This is a genomic window from Rhodococcus sp. IEGM 1381 (assembly GCF_030056795.1).
Lineage (GTDB): Bacteria > Actinomycetota > Actinomycetes > Mycobacteriales > Mycobacteriaceae > Rhodococcoides.
The window spans coordinates 85,439-102,000 of the sequence record NZ_JASHKQ010000005.1 but is presented as its reverse complement, the minus strand read 5'-3'; the positions used below and the strand labels follow the sequence as shown (position 1 = coordinate 102,000).

9 protein-coding genes are annotated in these 16,562 nt (G+C 58.4%); 4 read left to right on the top strand and 5 right to left on the bottom strand.

Annotated features, from left to right (window positions below):
* Positions 1–111: 111 nt before the first annotated feature.
* The gene (locus QM797_RS14860; RefSeq protein ID WP_283276406.1) at positions 112–1,137 is read left to right on the top strand and encodes a hypothetical protein; all 1,026 of its coding nucleotides are present in this window, start codon (positions 112–114) and stop codon (positions 1,135–1,137) included.
* Here QM797_RS14860 and QM797_RS14855 read toward each other — a convergent pair.
* Together QM797_RS14855 and QM797_RS14850 are read right to left on the bottom strand one after the other, a co-directional pair.
* The gene (locus QM797_RS14855) at positions 1,130–2,149 is read right to left on the bottom strand and encodes a DNA cytosine methyltransferase (protein ID WP_283276405.1); all 1,020 of its coding nucleotides are present in this window, start codon (positions 2,147–2,149) and stop codon (positions 1,130–1,132) included. The genes QM797_RS14860 and QM797_RS14855 overlap by 8 nt on opposite strands.
* 2 nt (positions 2,150–2,151) lie before the next feature.
* On the bottom strand, positions 2,152–3,288 hold the full coding sequence (locus tag QM797_RS14850) for a DNA cytosine methyltransferase (protein ID WP_283276521.1): 1,137 nt from the start codon (positions 3,286–3,288) through the stop codon (positions 2,152–2,154).
* Positions 3,289–3,731: 443 nt separating this feature from the next.
* Here QM797_RS14850 and QM797_RS14845 point away from each other — a divergent pair, with 443 nt between their 5' ends.
* From QM797_RS14845 to QM797_RS14835, 3 genes are read left to right on the top strand one after another with little or no spacing between them, the layout of a single operon-like run.
* Positions 3,732–4,307 (top strand): hypothetical protein, encoded by a 576-nt coding sequence (locus QM797_RS14845; RefSeq protein WP_283276404.1) that lies wholly within the window; start codon positions 3,732–3,734, stop codon positions 4,305–4,307.
* Entirely contained in the window at positions 4,235–6,547 is a 2,313-nt protein-coding gene (locus tag QM797_RS14840) for a PD-(D/E)XK nuclease family protein (protein ID WP_283276403.1), read from the top strand. The genes QM797_RS14845 and QM797_RS14840 overlap by 73 nt, the downstream gene beginning before the upstream one ends.
* Position 6,548: 1 nt before the next feature.
* The gene (locus QM797_RS14835) at positions 6,549–9,794 is read left to right on the top strand and encodes a UvrD-helicase domain-containing protein (RefSeq protein WP_283276402.1); all 3,246 of its coding nucleotides are present in this window, start codon (positions 6,549–6,551) and stop codon (positions 9,792–9,794) included.
* A gap of 676 nt (positions 9,795–10,470) precedes the next feature.
* Here the strand turns inward: QM797_RS14835 and QM797_RS14830 are convergent.
* From QM797_RS14830 to QM797_RS14820, 3 genes are all read right to left on the bottom strand, one after another.
* The gene (locus QM797_RS14830; protein WP_283276401.1) at positions 10,471–13,155 is read right to left on the bottom strand and encodes a helicase-related protein; all 2,685 of its coding nucleotides are present in this window, start codon (positions 13,153–13,155) and stop codon (positions 10,471–10,473) included.
* A 29-nt stretch (positions 13,156–13,184) separates the two neighbouring features.
* Complete coding sequence (locus tag QM797_RS14825) at positions 13,185–15,059, bottom strand: phospholipase D-like domain-containing protein (protein WP_283276400.1); 1,875 nt, start codon at positions 15,057–15,059, stop codon at positions 13,185–13,187.
* A 128-nt stretch (positions 15,060–15,187) separates the two neighbouring features.
* Positions 15,188–16,465: a hypothetical protein gene (locus QM797_RS14820; RefSeq protein ID WP_283276399.1), complete on the bottom strand. Its 1,278-nt coding sequence runs from the start codon at positions 16,463–16,465 to the stop codon at positions 15,188–15,190.
* Positions 16,466–16,562: the final 97 nt, after the last annotated feature.

Below are 16,562 nucleotides of genomic sequence, written 5' to 3'. Positions count from 1 at the left end.
AGATATAAAATAGTAAAAATATCTCGGGGAAGTAAGTTGACGTTAGTGGTGGCCAATCAATTCGTTGGTTCTGCGCGTACCCCGCGGGGTCAAGTTCGCATAGTGCCACGAGTGCCTGAGCTCTTTGATTTCTTGAAGGATCAGAAAAGGGCCGCAGGTCGGTCGGTGGCGCTCGGGGCTAGGTTTAGCTCTTATTCGCAAGGAGATGAAGAAGACCTTATAGCTGCTTTTATTGGTCTAGTATTTTCGTCGTTGGATGAGGGAGTTTCCCCTAAATATGTCAGGGTTAGCAGTGAAGAGAATCTCGGAGGCGCTTTTGATATCGGAAATTCGATCAAGAGATTTGCTAGCAGAGGAATCTATCATCGATCTGTTCGTAAGGTCTCCAAAATCGAAAGGCCGAACAGGCTTGAGGCTGTGCTGGCATTTACTGTTCATGAAATTGCTTGCAATTTCCTACTGTCGATAGAAGAGCTGAAAGAAATACATCGCTTGAAAACGCTCATTGGTGGGGTTCAGCCGTTTAGAGGAAAGCCCGATTTGTGTATTCTAGACGATCTAGCGTACATTGAGAATGAAGTGCCAGATTCGTCTCAAGTCGGCGTGTTGATGAAAATTTGCCGGCAGATAATTCAAGGGTCGACCGTAGCCTCTAACCTGTTTTCGCAAGATCCGGTTAGACGTACTTCGTTCAATTTTTTTGATACTGAGTTACTTTGGGAATGGGCAATTTCTAACTCGATCCAAAAAATACTTACGAAATCTAGTAATCGGTGTCGATTGCATCCACTTAGGGGTGTTAAGTCGAATTTCATAAGCATACTGGGTCCGAATGTAGACCCTGATTGCATCATCTACTCTGCCGCGGGGAATGCTATTGCTATTGTCGACGCGAAGAGTTATTCCGCTAAAGCGCCCACGTCAGCCGATGTCTATCAAATGTACAGTTATGCCTCGCATCTTCATTGTGATGTAGGCATTATAATGTATCTCGACGAGAATTCTGGCTGGGAGCGGCGGATAATGGATAGTTCCATATTGATCTTCGCGGTAGGAATCCCGATCGTAAAACTTAAGACCTCGGGTACATTCGAAGCCCACCTCCGTGATATTCTTCAGAGTCTTAATATTACTTAAACATACTTTTGATTTGGAGTCCTAGTTCCTTCCCGAGAAGCGGCGGTACAGCGTTTCCGATCTGCCGCGCAACCTCCTTCTTTGGCCCTTGGAACTGGTAGCTGTCCGGGAATGTCTGGATGCGCGCGCCTTCGCGATTAGTAATATTGCGATTAAAATCTGGATGCGCGTATCTTCCTCGTGTGAAGTTGTCGAACATCGCGGTTATTGTCGCAGCGGGACTGTCCCACTCCAGCCTGCCAAACACGTCCAAATGGCGCCCTGTGCTTCGTACATGGCATGCCATTTGAAGATGCGCAGGCACGTCAAGGCGACCGCCACCGGGGGGTACGTGACTAATCCGCTCGACGTTTAAGGCGCTCATTCTTGCCTTGGAGTGATTGAAGTATCTAGGATGCACAGTGCCATCGTCGGGTGGCTCGGGCAGATCATGAATCGCATCACGAAGAGTTTTAGGCGGACGAGGCGTGGTTAGCGCAACAAAGTCGAATGGCTTCAAGTCTGGTTTCCAAGCTGCGACAATTGCGCGCCTGCGGGTTTGCGGCACTCCAAGGTCGACGCATCGGATTACTTGCATTTCAAAAACGTAACCATGCTTTGTCAGTAGTTCGATGCCCGCTTCGATTAGAGCTTTGCCGCGAGGACCCAAGACGCCAGGAACGTTTTCCATCAGAATGACAGATGGTTCGATTTGCGTCGCCATCGAGATGTAGTCCAAAACCAAGTTGTTTCTTGGGTCGCCGATTCTTCCAGTTCCCTTTGTTGAGAATCCCTGGCAGGGCGGACCACCCACGACGACATCGGGCCGACCAAATCGGTCAATTATCTCCATTGCTGAGACATCTGCGATAGATCTTTTTTCTACGACGCCCGATCTCTGGTTGGTTTGGTGGGTCAACGTAGCGTGTTCATCGGAATCAAAAGAGTACAAATGGTCCAAACCAGACTGACCGAGTCCTAAGCTCAGGCCTCCGGCACCCGAGAAGAAGTCTACAAAACTTTGGCTACTCATTGTCAGACCGCGATTCGCTTCTTCTTGATATGCGCGATGCTAGAAGAGAAGGACTTCTTCAGCGGAAATTGATATTTTGAAAGCAACTCTTCCCTTGCTTGCGAATGGTCCTTAACCCATTCAGACGCTAAATGTTCAGCAATTGCCTGTGCGAATATAGGTGATACAGCGTTTCCGATTTGCTTGTACTTATCGTCAAAAGTCCCTTCAAAAAAATAGTCAGAGGGGAACCCCTGAAGAAGGGCGGCTTCCCTGACGCTTAAGCCACGGTCTTGGTTAGGATGCGTGAATCTACCGCAAGACGGAGTCCGGCAGCGAGAGGTAATGGCTACGGAGGGGCGATCCCACCAGAGACGTCCGTATACGTCTCGAAAACCATCAACTTTTGTATGGCAATTGAGACCTACACCCGTAGGGAGAGACCTCCGACTGCCTCCGTCATGGGGGATCTGCCGTATTAATTCGACGGTGCTCGCGCGGTGCTTCGACGTAATGTGCATGGGATCAACTGGGTCGACCCCACCTGCTTCTAGTTTTGGTAGGCTGGAAATTGTCTCACGGACAGTTCGAAATTGACTATGGTGCAAGATGCCGTTGGGCATGTCAAATTGTTCCCACTTTGCAGCGATAGCCAGCGCTCGAAATCGTTCCTGGGGCACGCCGAATTCGGCTAGATTGTGGATGTCGATTTTTATCGTGTAGCCATGCTCCATTAGTCGCTCCTTCCATTGCATGAAGAATGGGTAGTGTGCTTCCGAGAGCATCTCCGGGACATTTTCCATGACCACGACGGTTGGGTCTAGCTGTACTACGACTTGGGCGAAGGTCGCAAGTAGGGAGTTCCTCGGATCTTCCCTCTTATCCTTTTTTCTGTGTGATGAGAATCCCTGGCATGGGGCGCAGCCGATGACTAGCAAGGGGCCCGGGCCGTCAATTTGTTCGGCGAACTTGCTAAATGCAACTGGATCAGTCAAGTCCCGTATGTCAGATACGAGAATTGGTGCGCCCACGTTTCGCTCGAACGTGCGTGCGGCTGAGGGGTCGAGCTCTACCCCGGCGACCACACGGTACGTGATGTGGTCGTTCGAGGCCCGCTTGAACCCAACGGAGGTCCCTCCGCAACCAGCGAAGAACTCCACTACTCTGACCTCCACTGGTGACCCTTCCGTGTGTAAGTTCGTACAGATGTTCGACTTCTGTATGCTAGCTTGCTGCCTCAAGTGACCTCAAGTGCGCGTTGCGCGAGTCTAAGCGCATGCACTGTTTTCCGTCTCGGCCATGCATCGCCGTCGAGAAGTGACTCGTGCTCGAGGCCTGATGTTCATACCCCTCAATGTAGAGCAGGCGGCCGACATGGTCGTGGATGATCTGCACTAAGTTCTTCGTGCCTGCATACGCGCTTAGCATTTTGGGTTGCCCCAGCATCCTGCACTGATCGGCACGTGTCTGAACGTGGTAGTTGCCGACAGGTGCTCGATCGCGGTGGTTTCAAGGACTGGAACTGGCTCGAGTAGCCACTGTTGACAGCGCTGCATTGGTCAAGTGACGAACCTGGACGGTGACAGTCGGACATTATGTATGGGTGGGAAACGATCTGTATGACCGCCTCGCCGACGCCGTCACTCGAGCGAAAGGGGATCGCCCACTTCGGCTCGTCACGGTGATCGTGCCAAGTCGAGGTGCCATCCGAGACGTTCTGCAGTACCTCGCCCGGCACGGCGGGGTCGCCAACACTCGAGTCCTGACGCTGGATCTGGCTGTCGGCACGCTGGCTGCCCCTGCACTGGCACCCCGCGTCCCGCTCCCGTTCCCGTATCTCGCCGCGTCAGTGCAGAAGGGGCTTGCCGACGAGCCCGGAGTGTTCGTCGATGTTGCAGATCAGCGCATCACCGCCGAAGCTCTGGCGGCTGCCTCGCGCACGCTCGGTGCGGTAGCTGACCCATCACCCGCCAATCCAACTCCTTTGGTGCGGGACATGCTCCGTGTCCACACTGCCGCCAAGGCCGCGCACACAGAGACGCATTACCTTCCGCACGAGGCACACACCGCCGCGACATCTCGCATCGATGAGCTGGGCGAGGTGGTGTGTTTCTCCCGACGGCTGCGGACCCGGGAGCGTCGCAGTTTCTCGACGCTCTCACTACACGTGGGCAGCTGATCGAGAGCGATGCTGAACCGCTCGGCACCATGGTGATTCATGCATCCGATGCCGACGACGAGATTCGGTCCATAGCCAGGCTTGTCCGCCAGCATCTCGCGGCCGGAGTTCCAGGACACCGGATGGGTGTGTTCTATGCGAACGCCGATCCTTATCTAAGTTTGATCCACGAGCATTTCGACAGCGCGGGAATCGAATTCGCCGGCGAACAGTGCCACACCATGAGACATCGGCCAGCCGCACGATCACTGCGCCGACTGCTCAGTATCGACACCGACGTCATGCCCCGACGCGAACTGCTGTCGATCCTGGCCGAACGGGTCGTAACCTGGTACTACGGAGCTCCTATCGCAGCTCTTCCACTTCGGCGCGTCGAGCGTCTGACTCGCGCGCGGATCAAGATTGTAGGCGGCTCCGACTGGGAAAGACTCACGGAGCTGGACCCAGAGGACCCGGACGCCAATGTCGCCACAGTAGTACATTCATTGGTGACCACCCTCCGCGATGACCTAAACGCAGTCGCAGACGCCTCGACTTGGTCTGAGGCATCGCGATGCGTGATCGACGTCGTAGGGCGCTACTTCAACGGCCGGTCGAAGCAGTCAGATGATCCCACCACCAACGACTTACGTGCCTTGACGATGATCTGCCAGGAGCTCGGCGAGCTGGGCGGCGTGGCACCGCCGCCTACCCTGTCGGGAATTGTCAATGCGATCTCCGTGCGAATCGATGCTGTGCCAGAGACAGTCGGAACCACGACATCCGCCGTCACAGTCGGCCCACTGGCCGCCGGCGCAGGAAGAGACTTCGATGTGTGCATCGTCGTCGGTGCAGCCGAGGGCATCCTTCCCGCCACACGGCGTGAGGATCCGCTGCTGCCGAGCACGCTCGTCGGCCGAACTCTCGGCGACGAGATCCAACAACAGAAGTGGCAATTCCTGGCCACGCTTGAGTCGGGAAACCATCACCGCATCGTGTCCTTCCCTCGCGGGAGTATGCGCGGGGGAGCGGAGAAGGTGCCGTCGCGCTGGCTCATGCCCACGCTCGGTGCCCTGTCCGGTAGCAAGATCGGCGTCGTCGACTGGCAGAAGCAGACTGCGAACGTCGAATCCATCGTCACGGTCGAGTCGTTCGACGTCTCGACACAAACCGTCGACCCTCGCATCGGCGTTAGTGCAGCCTCGGAGACCGAGTGGCGACTGCGAGCGCTGGCAGAGCGCGGAGCACGTGATCGTCGCGGTGCTTTGGACGATTCGGTTGTCAACGCGGGGATGGAACTTCGCAGCGACAGACTGAAGGGTAAATTCACCCGCTTCAACGGCAACGTCTCCCACATCGAGAACGCCGTGACGTTCTTCGATAAACCGGTATCGGCGAGCAGGCTCGAAGACTGGGTCGCGAGTCCGTACCGGTTCTTCGTCAAGACAGTCCTCGGCGTCGACACACTCGACGATCCAGACGACGTCGCGCAGCTCGATCCGCTGACCGGCGGCAACCTGATGCACCTATCTCTCGAGCGCTACGTCCAAGGAACGGTCGACGGCATCGACGCAACGCTCGACCACCTCATCGAAGTCTCCGACGAGGTGCTCGCAGACGCCCGCGTCGACGCTCCCGGATGGTTGCCGCAGCTGTGGGAGAAGGACAGCAGCATCATCCGACGCGAACTAGTCGAGTGGTTCGAGCTCGACCGAACTGACCGCGAAGGGGGATGGACACCACTGCACGTCGAACGAAACTTCGGCGTCGAACCCGACGTGGTTGTGCTCGATGTCTTCGGCGAGAAAATCGCGTTCGCCGGGAAGATCGACCGGATCGATCGGCATACCGATGGTCGTATTCGGGTCACCGACTACAAGTCCGGCCAGGCGACGTCGTACAAGAAGCTCTCCGAATCCGAGCCGACCGACGCCGGCACCAAATTCCAGCGCCCCGTGTATGGGCTGCTGGCATTAACGATGGGCAACGACGTCACGACGCGGTACTGGTTCGTCAACCACAAAGCGAAGTACGAGACGATCGGCTACCCGCTCACCGATGCCGCGGTTGCGGTGTTGAAGGCAGACATCTTTCGGGTGCAGAAGATGATTCGAGCCGGATACTTCCCGCCGCGTCCACCGGACAGTTTCTGGGCCAACCCGCTGATCGACCTCATCGGGAAAGCCGGACTGGAACGAGCGTGGTCAAGCCTGCGCGACGTCCCCGAACTCGCCGACTACCGCGCGAAGTACGGAGACTGACATGGCAAACGAAGACACCATGCTGGTCGACCGCGTCGCTCGAGCACGCATTGCAACCGACACATCAGCAACGCTGTTCGTCGAAGCAGGAGCGGGAAGCGGCAAGACGCACTCACTCGTCCAGCGCATCTGTCATCTTGTGCTCGATGATGGCATCGAACTAGACCGCATCGCAGCCATCACCTTTACCGAGAAGGCCGCGGCCGAACTTCGTGAACGAGTCCGCACACATCTTGCGTCTTTTTCCGGCGATGCTGCCGAGAAGGCGATGGAGCAGATCGACACTGCCGCGATCGGGACACTCCATTCCTTCGCCGCGCGCATCGTCAGCGAGCACCCGCTGGAGGCGGGTGTGCCGCCTCGCGTCGCCGTGGTGGACGCGATGGGTTCACAGCTCTCGTTCGAGCGCCGCTGGCGGCGTATGCGGGCTGCGCTCTTCGCTGACGAGCACGCTGCCCCCAGCGGCCTCACCGACGCGCTGCGCATCATCCTGGGTGCGGGAGCGTCGCTGGACCAGGTACGAACTCTCGCCGATGCGCTCGATCGAAGCTGGGACCGATTGGTCGTCGACGACGTTGCTCCGACGATGGCCCTCGCGGATATCGATGCTCTTCTGCGTACCGCCGATGAGGTTGTCGATTCTGCTAGGCACTGCACGGATCCGTCCGACGAACTTCTCATGCGGTTGTCCTCGATCGCCGACTGGCGAGTCGCGATGGCAGACGCCCGATCTTCCACGGCCTGGATCGCAGTCGCGGCGGAATGCCCGACGAAAGGCCGCGGCGGCAAGGGCCCGAACTGGGTCGGCGGGACTGCAATGGTCAAGGACATCAAGAGCTCGATCGATGAGTTGAACGCTGCTGCCGTTGCCGAGCGGACGCGGTACGTTTCGTCTGCGTTGGCGATCGTCGTGCACCACCTTTCTCGCGTGATTGTCGACGAGGCGGCCGAGCGTCGCCGACGGGGTGAGCTCGAGTTCCACGATTTGCTTGTCTACGCCCAAAACGTGTTGCGTGATGACAATGTTCGTCGGGTTGTCCACAACTCCTATCTGCGGATCATGCTGGACGAGTTCCAGGACACCGACCCATTGCAATTGGAGATTGCCCGGTTGATCGTCGACGGTCCAGACGAGTCGGGCCGGTTGTTCACGGTGGGGGATCCGAAGCAGTCGATTTACAGGTTCCGTCGCGCAGATATCGCGTCCTACATGGCGGCGCGTGATGCTACGGATACCGCTGACGTGGTTCGTCTGACCACGAACTTTCGCTCCACGAAACCTGTTTTGGCTTGGGTGAACTCGGTGTTCGGATCCCTGGTCGTCCCCAACGGCTATGTTCAGCCCGACTACACCCCGCTCGACCCGGCACCAGGTCGACCGGACTGGTTGGCCGAAACAGAGTGGGGTCCGGCTCCCTTCGTCTTCGACGACTCCGGCGAGGCAGTCAAAGACGAGCACTTGTTGACTGCGTCAGAAGTGCTGCGCGCCCGGGAATCACGGGACGTCGCGCGCATCATCGCCACCGCACTCGACCAGGGGTGGCAGAAGGAGGCCGGTGGGTTCGGCGAATATACACATCGACCAGTGAACCTCAGCGATATCTGCATCCTCATCCCGTCGCGCGCTGTTCTGCCCTTTCTCGAGCGCTCTCTCGATGACGCCGGTGTTGAGTTCCGTTCCGAGGCATCATCGTTGGTCTATTCGACGCAGGAGGTCCATGATCTGCTCGTGACCTGCCGCGCCATCGCAGATACTGCGAACGAAGCTGCGGTTGTTGCTGCACTGCGGACGCCGCTGTTCGGTTGCGGGGACGATGATTTGCTGCGGTGGAAGGCAGCGGGAGGACGGTGGGACTTCTTCTCTGACGCACCCGCGGGTCTGGAAGATTCGCCGGTCGCGGCTGGACGTGCGTATCTGAAGTCGGTCTGGTTCGAGCTGGGGTTGTTAAGCCCCGGTGCTCTGCTGAGTCGTTTGGCTGCCGATCGTCGGGTGTTCGAGGTGTCGATGGATTCGCCGCGGCATCGGGATGTGTGGCGTCGACTGCGGTTCGTCGTCGATCAGGCGCATGCGTGGTACGGCGAGGACGGCGGTGATCTGCGGGACTATCTTGCGTGGGCACAAACCCAGCAGGACGAGAACGCGCGCGTCACCGAAGCGGTGTTGCCCGAGGTCGGGGTCAATGCTGTGCGGATCATGACCATGCATGCCGCCAAGGGACTGCAGTTTCCGATGGTCATCGTTGCGGGAATGAGTGGAGGTTTCCGGACGGCGTCCGACCCGTTGGTGTGGGGCGATGACGGGACGATGCATCTGAATGTCTGCGCTGCAGTGCATTCCGTCGACTTTTCGAGCGTGTCCGCTATTGAGAAGGCGCACACCGAGGCCGAACGAGTTCGTCTCCTGTATGTGGCGTGTACGCGGGCCGAGAGCTCTCTTGCTGTTTCGGGCTATGTCGGAGCGAAGGGGAGTTGGGGCAAGACTCTCGCTGCAGGAACCGCGGGCGTTCCCAACGTGGTTCCCGATCTGATCGAGCCAGTGCGGGTCGAAGACAGTGGCCAGTCGAGTTCGGTTGCGTTGCAGAGCTGGGACGAATGGCAAGCCGAGACTGCGCGAGTGGCTGAGATCTCTGCGCTGCCGTCGACAGTGTCCGCGACGCAGATTGCGCATGCGGTCCTGCCGATACACGAGGCTGTGTTGTCGGAGTATCGGTCGGCCGGTCTTTTCTTCCCTGCGAGTTCGATCGAGGTGGTTGCGCCACCCGTCGGGTCTGTCGAGAGCGGCACGATGCTGGGCATTGCCTTGCACGCGCTGTTGGAAACGGTGCCGCTCGATACGGCCCTGGATTCTGAGTTCGAGGAGAAGGCTCGGAACGCGGGCGCTTTGGCGGGTTTGGTTGATCTCGATCGGTTCGTGCTTCTCGCGAAGTCGGTGTTCAACTCTGAGCCTGTGCAGCGCGCCGCCGCGCGCGAGCATTGGCAAGAAATGCAGCTCGCGGGCATGTCGCCGAACGAGACCATCGTGGTCGAGGGAATCGCGGACCTGGTGTATCGCGAAGACGACGGGTCGCTGGTGATCGTGGACTACAAGACCGATGTGGGGGTTACGGCAAAGACGCTGGAGGCCTACTGGACCCAGTTGTCGGTGTACGCGGATCTGCTTCGACTTGCGACACGGGAGCGCGTGAGTCGGGTGGTGCTGGTATTTGCGAGAACGTCGTCGGCCGACACACTGGAACGGGTTCGATAGGTTGGTATCTGGAGGCTGCTCTCACTTCGGGTGCTGACCACGGCACGCACCTCGGCCCAAAGTTTTTCGCGACATCATCTCGTGAGCGCGACGCTGGCAGCGATTGTCGTAGTGAGGAAATCGACGAGCGCACGAGGCCGCCCGTGTCGGCGTCCTACTTCAGTGGGATCGAAGAGAATAAGCCCCGAGTGTGGGTCGTGCGTCAGCTGGCAGCGATCGAGTACTCACTCGATGGGGGAGAGCTGGCCGATTCGGACGGTGTGCGCCATGTCAGGAATGCCAGAGACCGTGCAGTGCTCGTTGAATCGGATTTCTGACTTATCGGTTCCACGCGAGAACTTCAGTTTGGTGGTGTGTCACTGAGCCCAGGTCCCGAGGTGCACCGACTTCGAGACTTCTTCGTCGAATTCGATCGGTGCGCTCCGATCGAACTCGACGCGAAACATCTCGAACTGTTTTAGTGTGGTCGGGTTCAGGTCGAAGCGAAGCGAGGCGAGTTGAGAACCCTTCCGAGGAACACGTGATCGAAGAGCACGTCGACGGCCCGCCGACCTAGCACTGTTGTCATGACCGCAAACCCTAGTGAGTGGATATGCACAGGCGCGATCAAGAGCCTGCGGAGGAGATAAACACAGGCCTGTTGCCCGGTCGCCGGGTGCCAAAAATGAGCCGCTTGTCAGTCGGCGATGGACAGGTCCATTGTCAGCTGACTGGCCAGTGCCGGCGGTAGCGGAACCCGAGCGGCCTGTTCTTCGGTCGACCTTTCGTCTGTCTTCATGGATTCGCCCATGACAACTCCGAACCACCGCTCGCGATCTTTGACCACTGTGAACATCTTTTCGTCGTGGGTGCCCGCCAGATACGGTTCGTAGATGACTACTGGGAGGCCCGTCGTCTTGGCCTTGGACCCGATGCGGTCCAGCCGACCCGTCCGTTGCTCGAGTGTCGCCGGGTTCCAATCGAGATCGTGATGAATGATGTGCCGGCAGTCGAGGTGGAGGTCGACACCTTCCGCCATGACCGAACTGGCGACCAGAACCTCCGGGAAGAATGGGGTATTGAATGTCTGCATCAGGTTCTGTCGCGTTTCTTGGCGAACCCCACCGTTGGCAAGACGGACGTTCGGCAACAGCACTTCTCGGTCGCCTGTTTTGCCTGAGTGCTCTGCCGGGTCGAAACCGTCGGTTGCTCTACTACCGGTGTTGATTCTGGAGAGTCGGTCCAGGATCCCTGCCCGTTCGGTCACTGTTCGTTTCGCAAGTAGTTGAGCGAACTGACTGACTCTCTGGTTCAGCGTCATTCCAGAACTGTCCGTGCGGTCGAAGCCCGCCAACAATCTGTGGAATGTCATGTCGGGGGATAGGTTCGCATAACGGACAAGGAAGGATTCGGTTCGCATGAATCGGATGACGACGTCTGCCAGTATGGCGCGGTCCGGCTCGGACAGTTCGACAGCCAGGTTCTGAATCTTCTCTTGCAAGGCCTGGTATCCGCGGGAGTCTGATCGCAGAAGCCGGTCACTGATGGACTCGAGTTCGTCCAGAACGCCCTGCGGATCGTTGGGGTCAAGGTTCAGTCCGGCAGCGCCTATTCGCACGATCTCGGAGCGTATCGAGCGTGAAATATGCTGTCTTAGTGCCTTTCCTGTCTCTCTGTAGAAACAGAAGATCAACGTTTTCTGGCCGGCACGCCAGTTTTCGGTGACTCGCTCCACGGTCGCAGCCAGCTTTGGATGGCTGGCACCTGCGAGAGAATCCGTGGGTAGAGCCCTGTCGATCCGGTCGAGGTACCACTGCAGCTGAGGTGCGACTGTTAGCGATGGCTTGTCTAGAACTTCCACATCGTCCACTGCTGGCTGCCGATTTTTTCGAGTGTCGCGGTACGCCTCGTAGGACGAGGCCAGCCCGTAAGCAAAGTACGACCGTGCAGACTGATTTCCGGCCGGTCCAGAGAGGGCCGCCACCGACTCGGCGCGCGCAGCGAGGAGGAAGGGCAGAGTAGCGCTGTCGGCAATTGCGATGCCGCTCTTCAGGCTTCCTCCTTTGACGATCGAGGCTCCGGGCTTGTACGAACGGCGTTGGTACTTCTCGGCCTTCATGTGCCGAATGACCCAAGGCTGCAACAACTTTTCAGCATCCAAAAAGCTCGATCGTGTATCGGAACCCAGTTCGAGAGCTGTTTTGACGGAGTCTGTCATCGAATCGTTGGTCTCGAAGGAGGTCATTACCGCCAGCCCGTGCGCTTCGGACCCATCGATCCTGGACCAGGTTCGTTCGAATGCGAAAGCCCGGCCCTGCGCGGCATCCAAAGCCTTTCGGAGTTCGTTCATCTGGGCGTCGAACTTCGCTCGGACCGCGCTGGACGGCCATCGAACCCCTGAGAATCGGCTCAGCACGCTGAGCAACTCGCCATGACCCAGTTGGAACGGGGTCGCGGTGAGGAAGAGCATGTGCTCGAACATGTTCGCGAGTGCACCCTGCAGCGCATCTGCATCGCGTTCGGCCTCCGTGCTCGCGAACAGACCTGCAATGAGGTTGTCATTCTTGACGTGGTGGGCCTCGTCGAGAATCAAGAGAGGAAGCTTTTCGTCCAGAGATCCGAGGCTCTGCTTCCACGCAATGTTGAGCGCTTTGGTCAGCTGGGCGCGTACTGCTGCCAGGCGGTCATCGTATGTCGAGGTTTTGTTCTTCGGTATGCCTGACAGCGCCGTACGAAGCATGTCCAGGTCGATGGACGGGAGGGCCCGCAACAGCGCTTGCGGGACCGGGTCGTCGTCCAACTGGTTGGCTGTGTTGATGTCGTTCCAGGTTTGCATCCATCGTGCCTCGGGTGTCTCGAGCAGCGTGGCAACAAGGTTGGTATCGCTGAACTTGCTGTTGTTCAAAAGCTTCAGCGCGGCTTTGGCGATTGCCGGACGCAGCGCGAGGTACTCCGGTCGTCGCATTGTTGCCTGACGAAGGAGTGAGAGCTTGATGAATGGGTCGTTCAGATTTGTCGTCAACGCACCGTGCGTCATGAAGATGATGTGCTTGCGCCGTTCGGGTGGGTCATCGAGCAGACGGAGGAAGTCACTCCCGCGCCGAATCGGAACCGACGCACGTATTCCTCGTGATTGGGTCATGCATACGTTCTCGAAAACATCCCACTCGCGGGGCCACTTCTCGGCAACCGACGGGGGGACCATTACAACGACTTGGCTGCGTCGCCGGGTGGCCAGAACTACTGAGACTGCCACTGCAAGTGCAACGTACGTCTTGCCCATACCCACTTCGTCAGCGAGGACCACTCCGGGTTGGGTCTCGAACCGACGCAGAATTTCAGCTGCAGTGCGTTCCTGGCGCTCCGCATCCTTCGTGTCCACACGGTCGTTTCGCAAGGATACCTCCGAGCTCATAGTCCAGCGCATCGCTTTGCCTCCTCGAAAGCGTCGTTGATGTAGGCGGCGAGATCCGGATCGACGGATGCATTCAGGTTGCTTCGGCGGTCCTCAAGGCTTCCTATAGTTGACGCAACCAAATTCGAGACGTCCATCATGGGGATTTCCGGGCCCAATGAAGACCAGTCGACGGTTGCGACGCTGAGCGCAATCTCCGCGAGCAAGAAGGACACTTCCTCGGCCGGGGTGCGCCCCTCCTCGTGCGATTTGATGAGTCCGTCGGCTAGGGCAAGCGGCCCGAAGATCCCCCTCATGCGCGACTTGACCGCGTCTAGGTTTCGCGTCGGCCGCCTCAATCGTTGTTGCATGTTCCACAACGCCAGCGATCGGTGCCGCGTTCTCTGCAGCAGCAACCTACTACTGTCGAACCTCCGTAGCGCATCCAAATGTACGGCTTCGCCTCGAGATTGGCGCTCGGCAGCCTTGCGCATCTCATGCTCGATCGCAATAGAAAGTGGTCGCGACGAGGCCAATGCGGCGAGCAACATCTCGACGGGCAGTTCACTGAGATCCGCAGGGGATGGCAGCGATGCGGGGTCCTCCATGTTGGCGATCCAGGTCGCATTGATCTGCTCGGCACCCTCGACCCAGTTGACATCAAGGTAGGCCGGAAGTCGATCGGACGCCAAGTCGACCGTCACAGACGCGTGCATTCCATTCGCGGCCCAAGACTCGTCCTGTTCCAGTACCTGGCCTTCGGGAGTTCGGACTATCCAGATCATAGGCAGCTTGTCGGCGGCAAAAGTGAGAGTAATGCGAGCCGGCCTCTGTTTCACATCGACGAGGCACGTTTCGAATCCAAGTGGCAGGACGGGGGTTCCTGGCTCGTCGGTCAGGTCCTCGGTAGTGAGTTCGCTCATTGTGACGGTTCTGCCAGGACGAGGGAGAGACCGCAGCCGTTTCGCCGTGGAGGAACCTTTCTTGGCACCTATCCACAAATTCAGCTCGTGGTGGCCTCTGGTCCGATGCATTCCCAGACCCGCCTCTGTGGCATTGGAGGACCCGATCATGCACGCGACCCAGGATTCGCTTTCGACAAGTAAACACTTGGCGTGTACGCCTCGGATCTCGTGGTCCGGAGGGTCGAAGGCAACGAGCTTCTGCACCTGCATCTGTAAACCGTGTGGAGCGTTGAGGTTTCCCGTTATGGGGTTCGTTCCGACCACCGCGGTGATGCCTCCACCCGGGATAGGCTGACCGGTCAGGAGATCACCGATTCTCGTGATCGCAGGCGCTGGGTCTGCCTTGTCCCAAAATGGGGACAACACTGTCGCGCGGGAAGGTTTCTCTCCGCTCCACACCGTGTCCAGCCTATCGAGGGGGCTGGTGCCCGGCCTTGAGGGTGCGACTGCCAACTTGATGTTTTTGTTGATAGGCCGATTCCCGGCGAGCGAGCGCACCCGTGCGTCAAGTGTGTTCACGGTGTCGAGGGCACGCTGGCGCGGTTGTCCAGCCGATGCTGGAAGTAGCTCCACGAGACGGCGGAACTCGGTGACAAGAGACTGGAGAACGGGCGTCGGCACGTCACACGCATCATCGATGTCGATGGCGAGCGCGATTTCGACCTGGTTCCGATATCCGGCCGGCGTGAGGTTTGCCGAACCCAGAATGAAGCGTGCGCTGTTCTCCCACAACAGGACTGCGACTTTGGCGTGAAGCAAGCCGCCGGGCGCGGCGATAGGTAGAAGATCCCATCTCAGGTTGCGTTTGTCGGCAGCCGTGCCACGATCGATCAAAACGGACACTGTCACCTCGGCGAGCTTCTCGTCCTCCTCGAGAACCGCGGCCAGAGAGGAGATTTTGTCACCTTCGCTTGTGACAGCGGACATGCCCAGAAACCGTGACAAACAGTCCTGTGTGAAGAATTCCGGATCGAATGTGAAGGTTGTCGCCAGGCATGCGACGGGGTTGCCAGCTCCCTCGGACGGCGACCAGTGATCGAGTAGCTTCGTCATGCTCATACTGCGGTGTCCTGAAGGAATCGGAGGAACGCACGGATACGAACGGGATGTACGAAGCTCTCACTCATGACTGGAGCAATTGCAGAGCCGTAGGCTGAGCGCACGACCCATCCGCCTCTGAACTCCTCAAACCAAGACCGCTTACCAGCCGGCGGCTTCTCGGCTTGAATTTTGTGATGGTGATGCAACGTGCGCAGAGCGAGTTCGGCGGGCGTGTGAGGGTCAGCAAAAATAGCGAACCTGTTATGCAATGAGTCTGTTTCGGCCACGGCGCTGATCTTCTCTGCCGCCTGGGCGTACAAGGCCGGGAGGCTTCTCGACGCGTAAAGGAAATTTTCGTGATCGGCAAAGTCCTCCGGCTGCACCGGTTGAGCGTTGGACGAATATGAGACGTGCGCGACCGTCTGGAGGCACACGTCGAGCACTTTGGCGAACCGCTCGTAGGCGGTGATGGCGTCGATCCGCGCACCTAAATCAGAGGAGGCCTCGGGTCGAATCGATGTCAGAATTTCCGACTCAGCGCGATGGTCTTCGATTCGCTTCGCGAGCAATTGAGCGAGCTCGGAGCGTGATCCGTCGCCGGTGATGACCATCGCGCGCATCGCATTTCTTTCGGAAGAGGTGGCCGAGTCCGGTCTCAAGGAGTCAGCCAGTTCTCCGAACAGAGCGCTGTTGGTCGGCGTTGAGCAGCGGCCATCGCGAACCGATGCCCGGATTTGCTCTGTCAGTCGTGAACGAAGCCGAGCGCCCGCAGACCGTCCCGTGCCGTCGACGAATCCGTCGAACCCGTGTGCCCTTTCCCAGATGCGGGCGAGCTCGTGCGCCTTGACACCAGGTGTGAGGTCGGACGTGACGATCGACAGGTTGATCGCCAGCGGCTTGTAGATGCCGTTGAAACCGAAGACCGATGGACCCTTGAGGTAGGTAGCCGGTGACAGTCGCTGATTCTGACGCAGCACGGCCCGGGCCTTCTGGCTCCCCGGGACGCCTGGCAGAACCTCGGGGATACGTCGAACGAATGCCTCGATTACCAACCATTCGAATGCGATTGCGGGCGTGGCCGATGCGTCCTCGATCGGCTCGTCACGGAGTGAATCGCACGCGATCGAGCCAACGGCCATCGCGGTCATGAAGCGAAAGCGCTGCATACGAGCACGGACACTCGGAACGAGAAGCTCGGCGAGCCGCTCTGAAATGACACCAAGACCCATCGGGTCAAGAATTCCCTCACCTGCAGCAGGGGGGTCGTACTCCGAGAGAGTGGGGAGACTCAAGCCACCTCGGGTGAGAGCTGCCGTCACGCGGAGGTCGATCGCGACGTTTCGGTCATTCGTGTACGCATGTAAGTGTTTCTATCAAGTGTATTGGTAT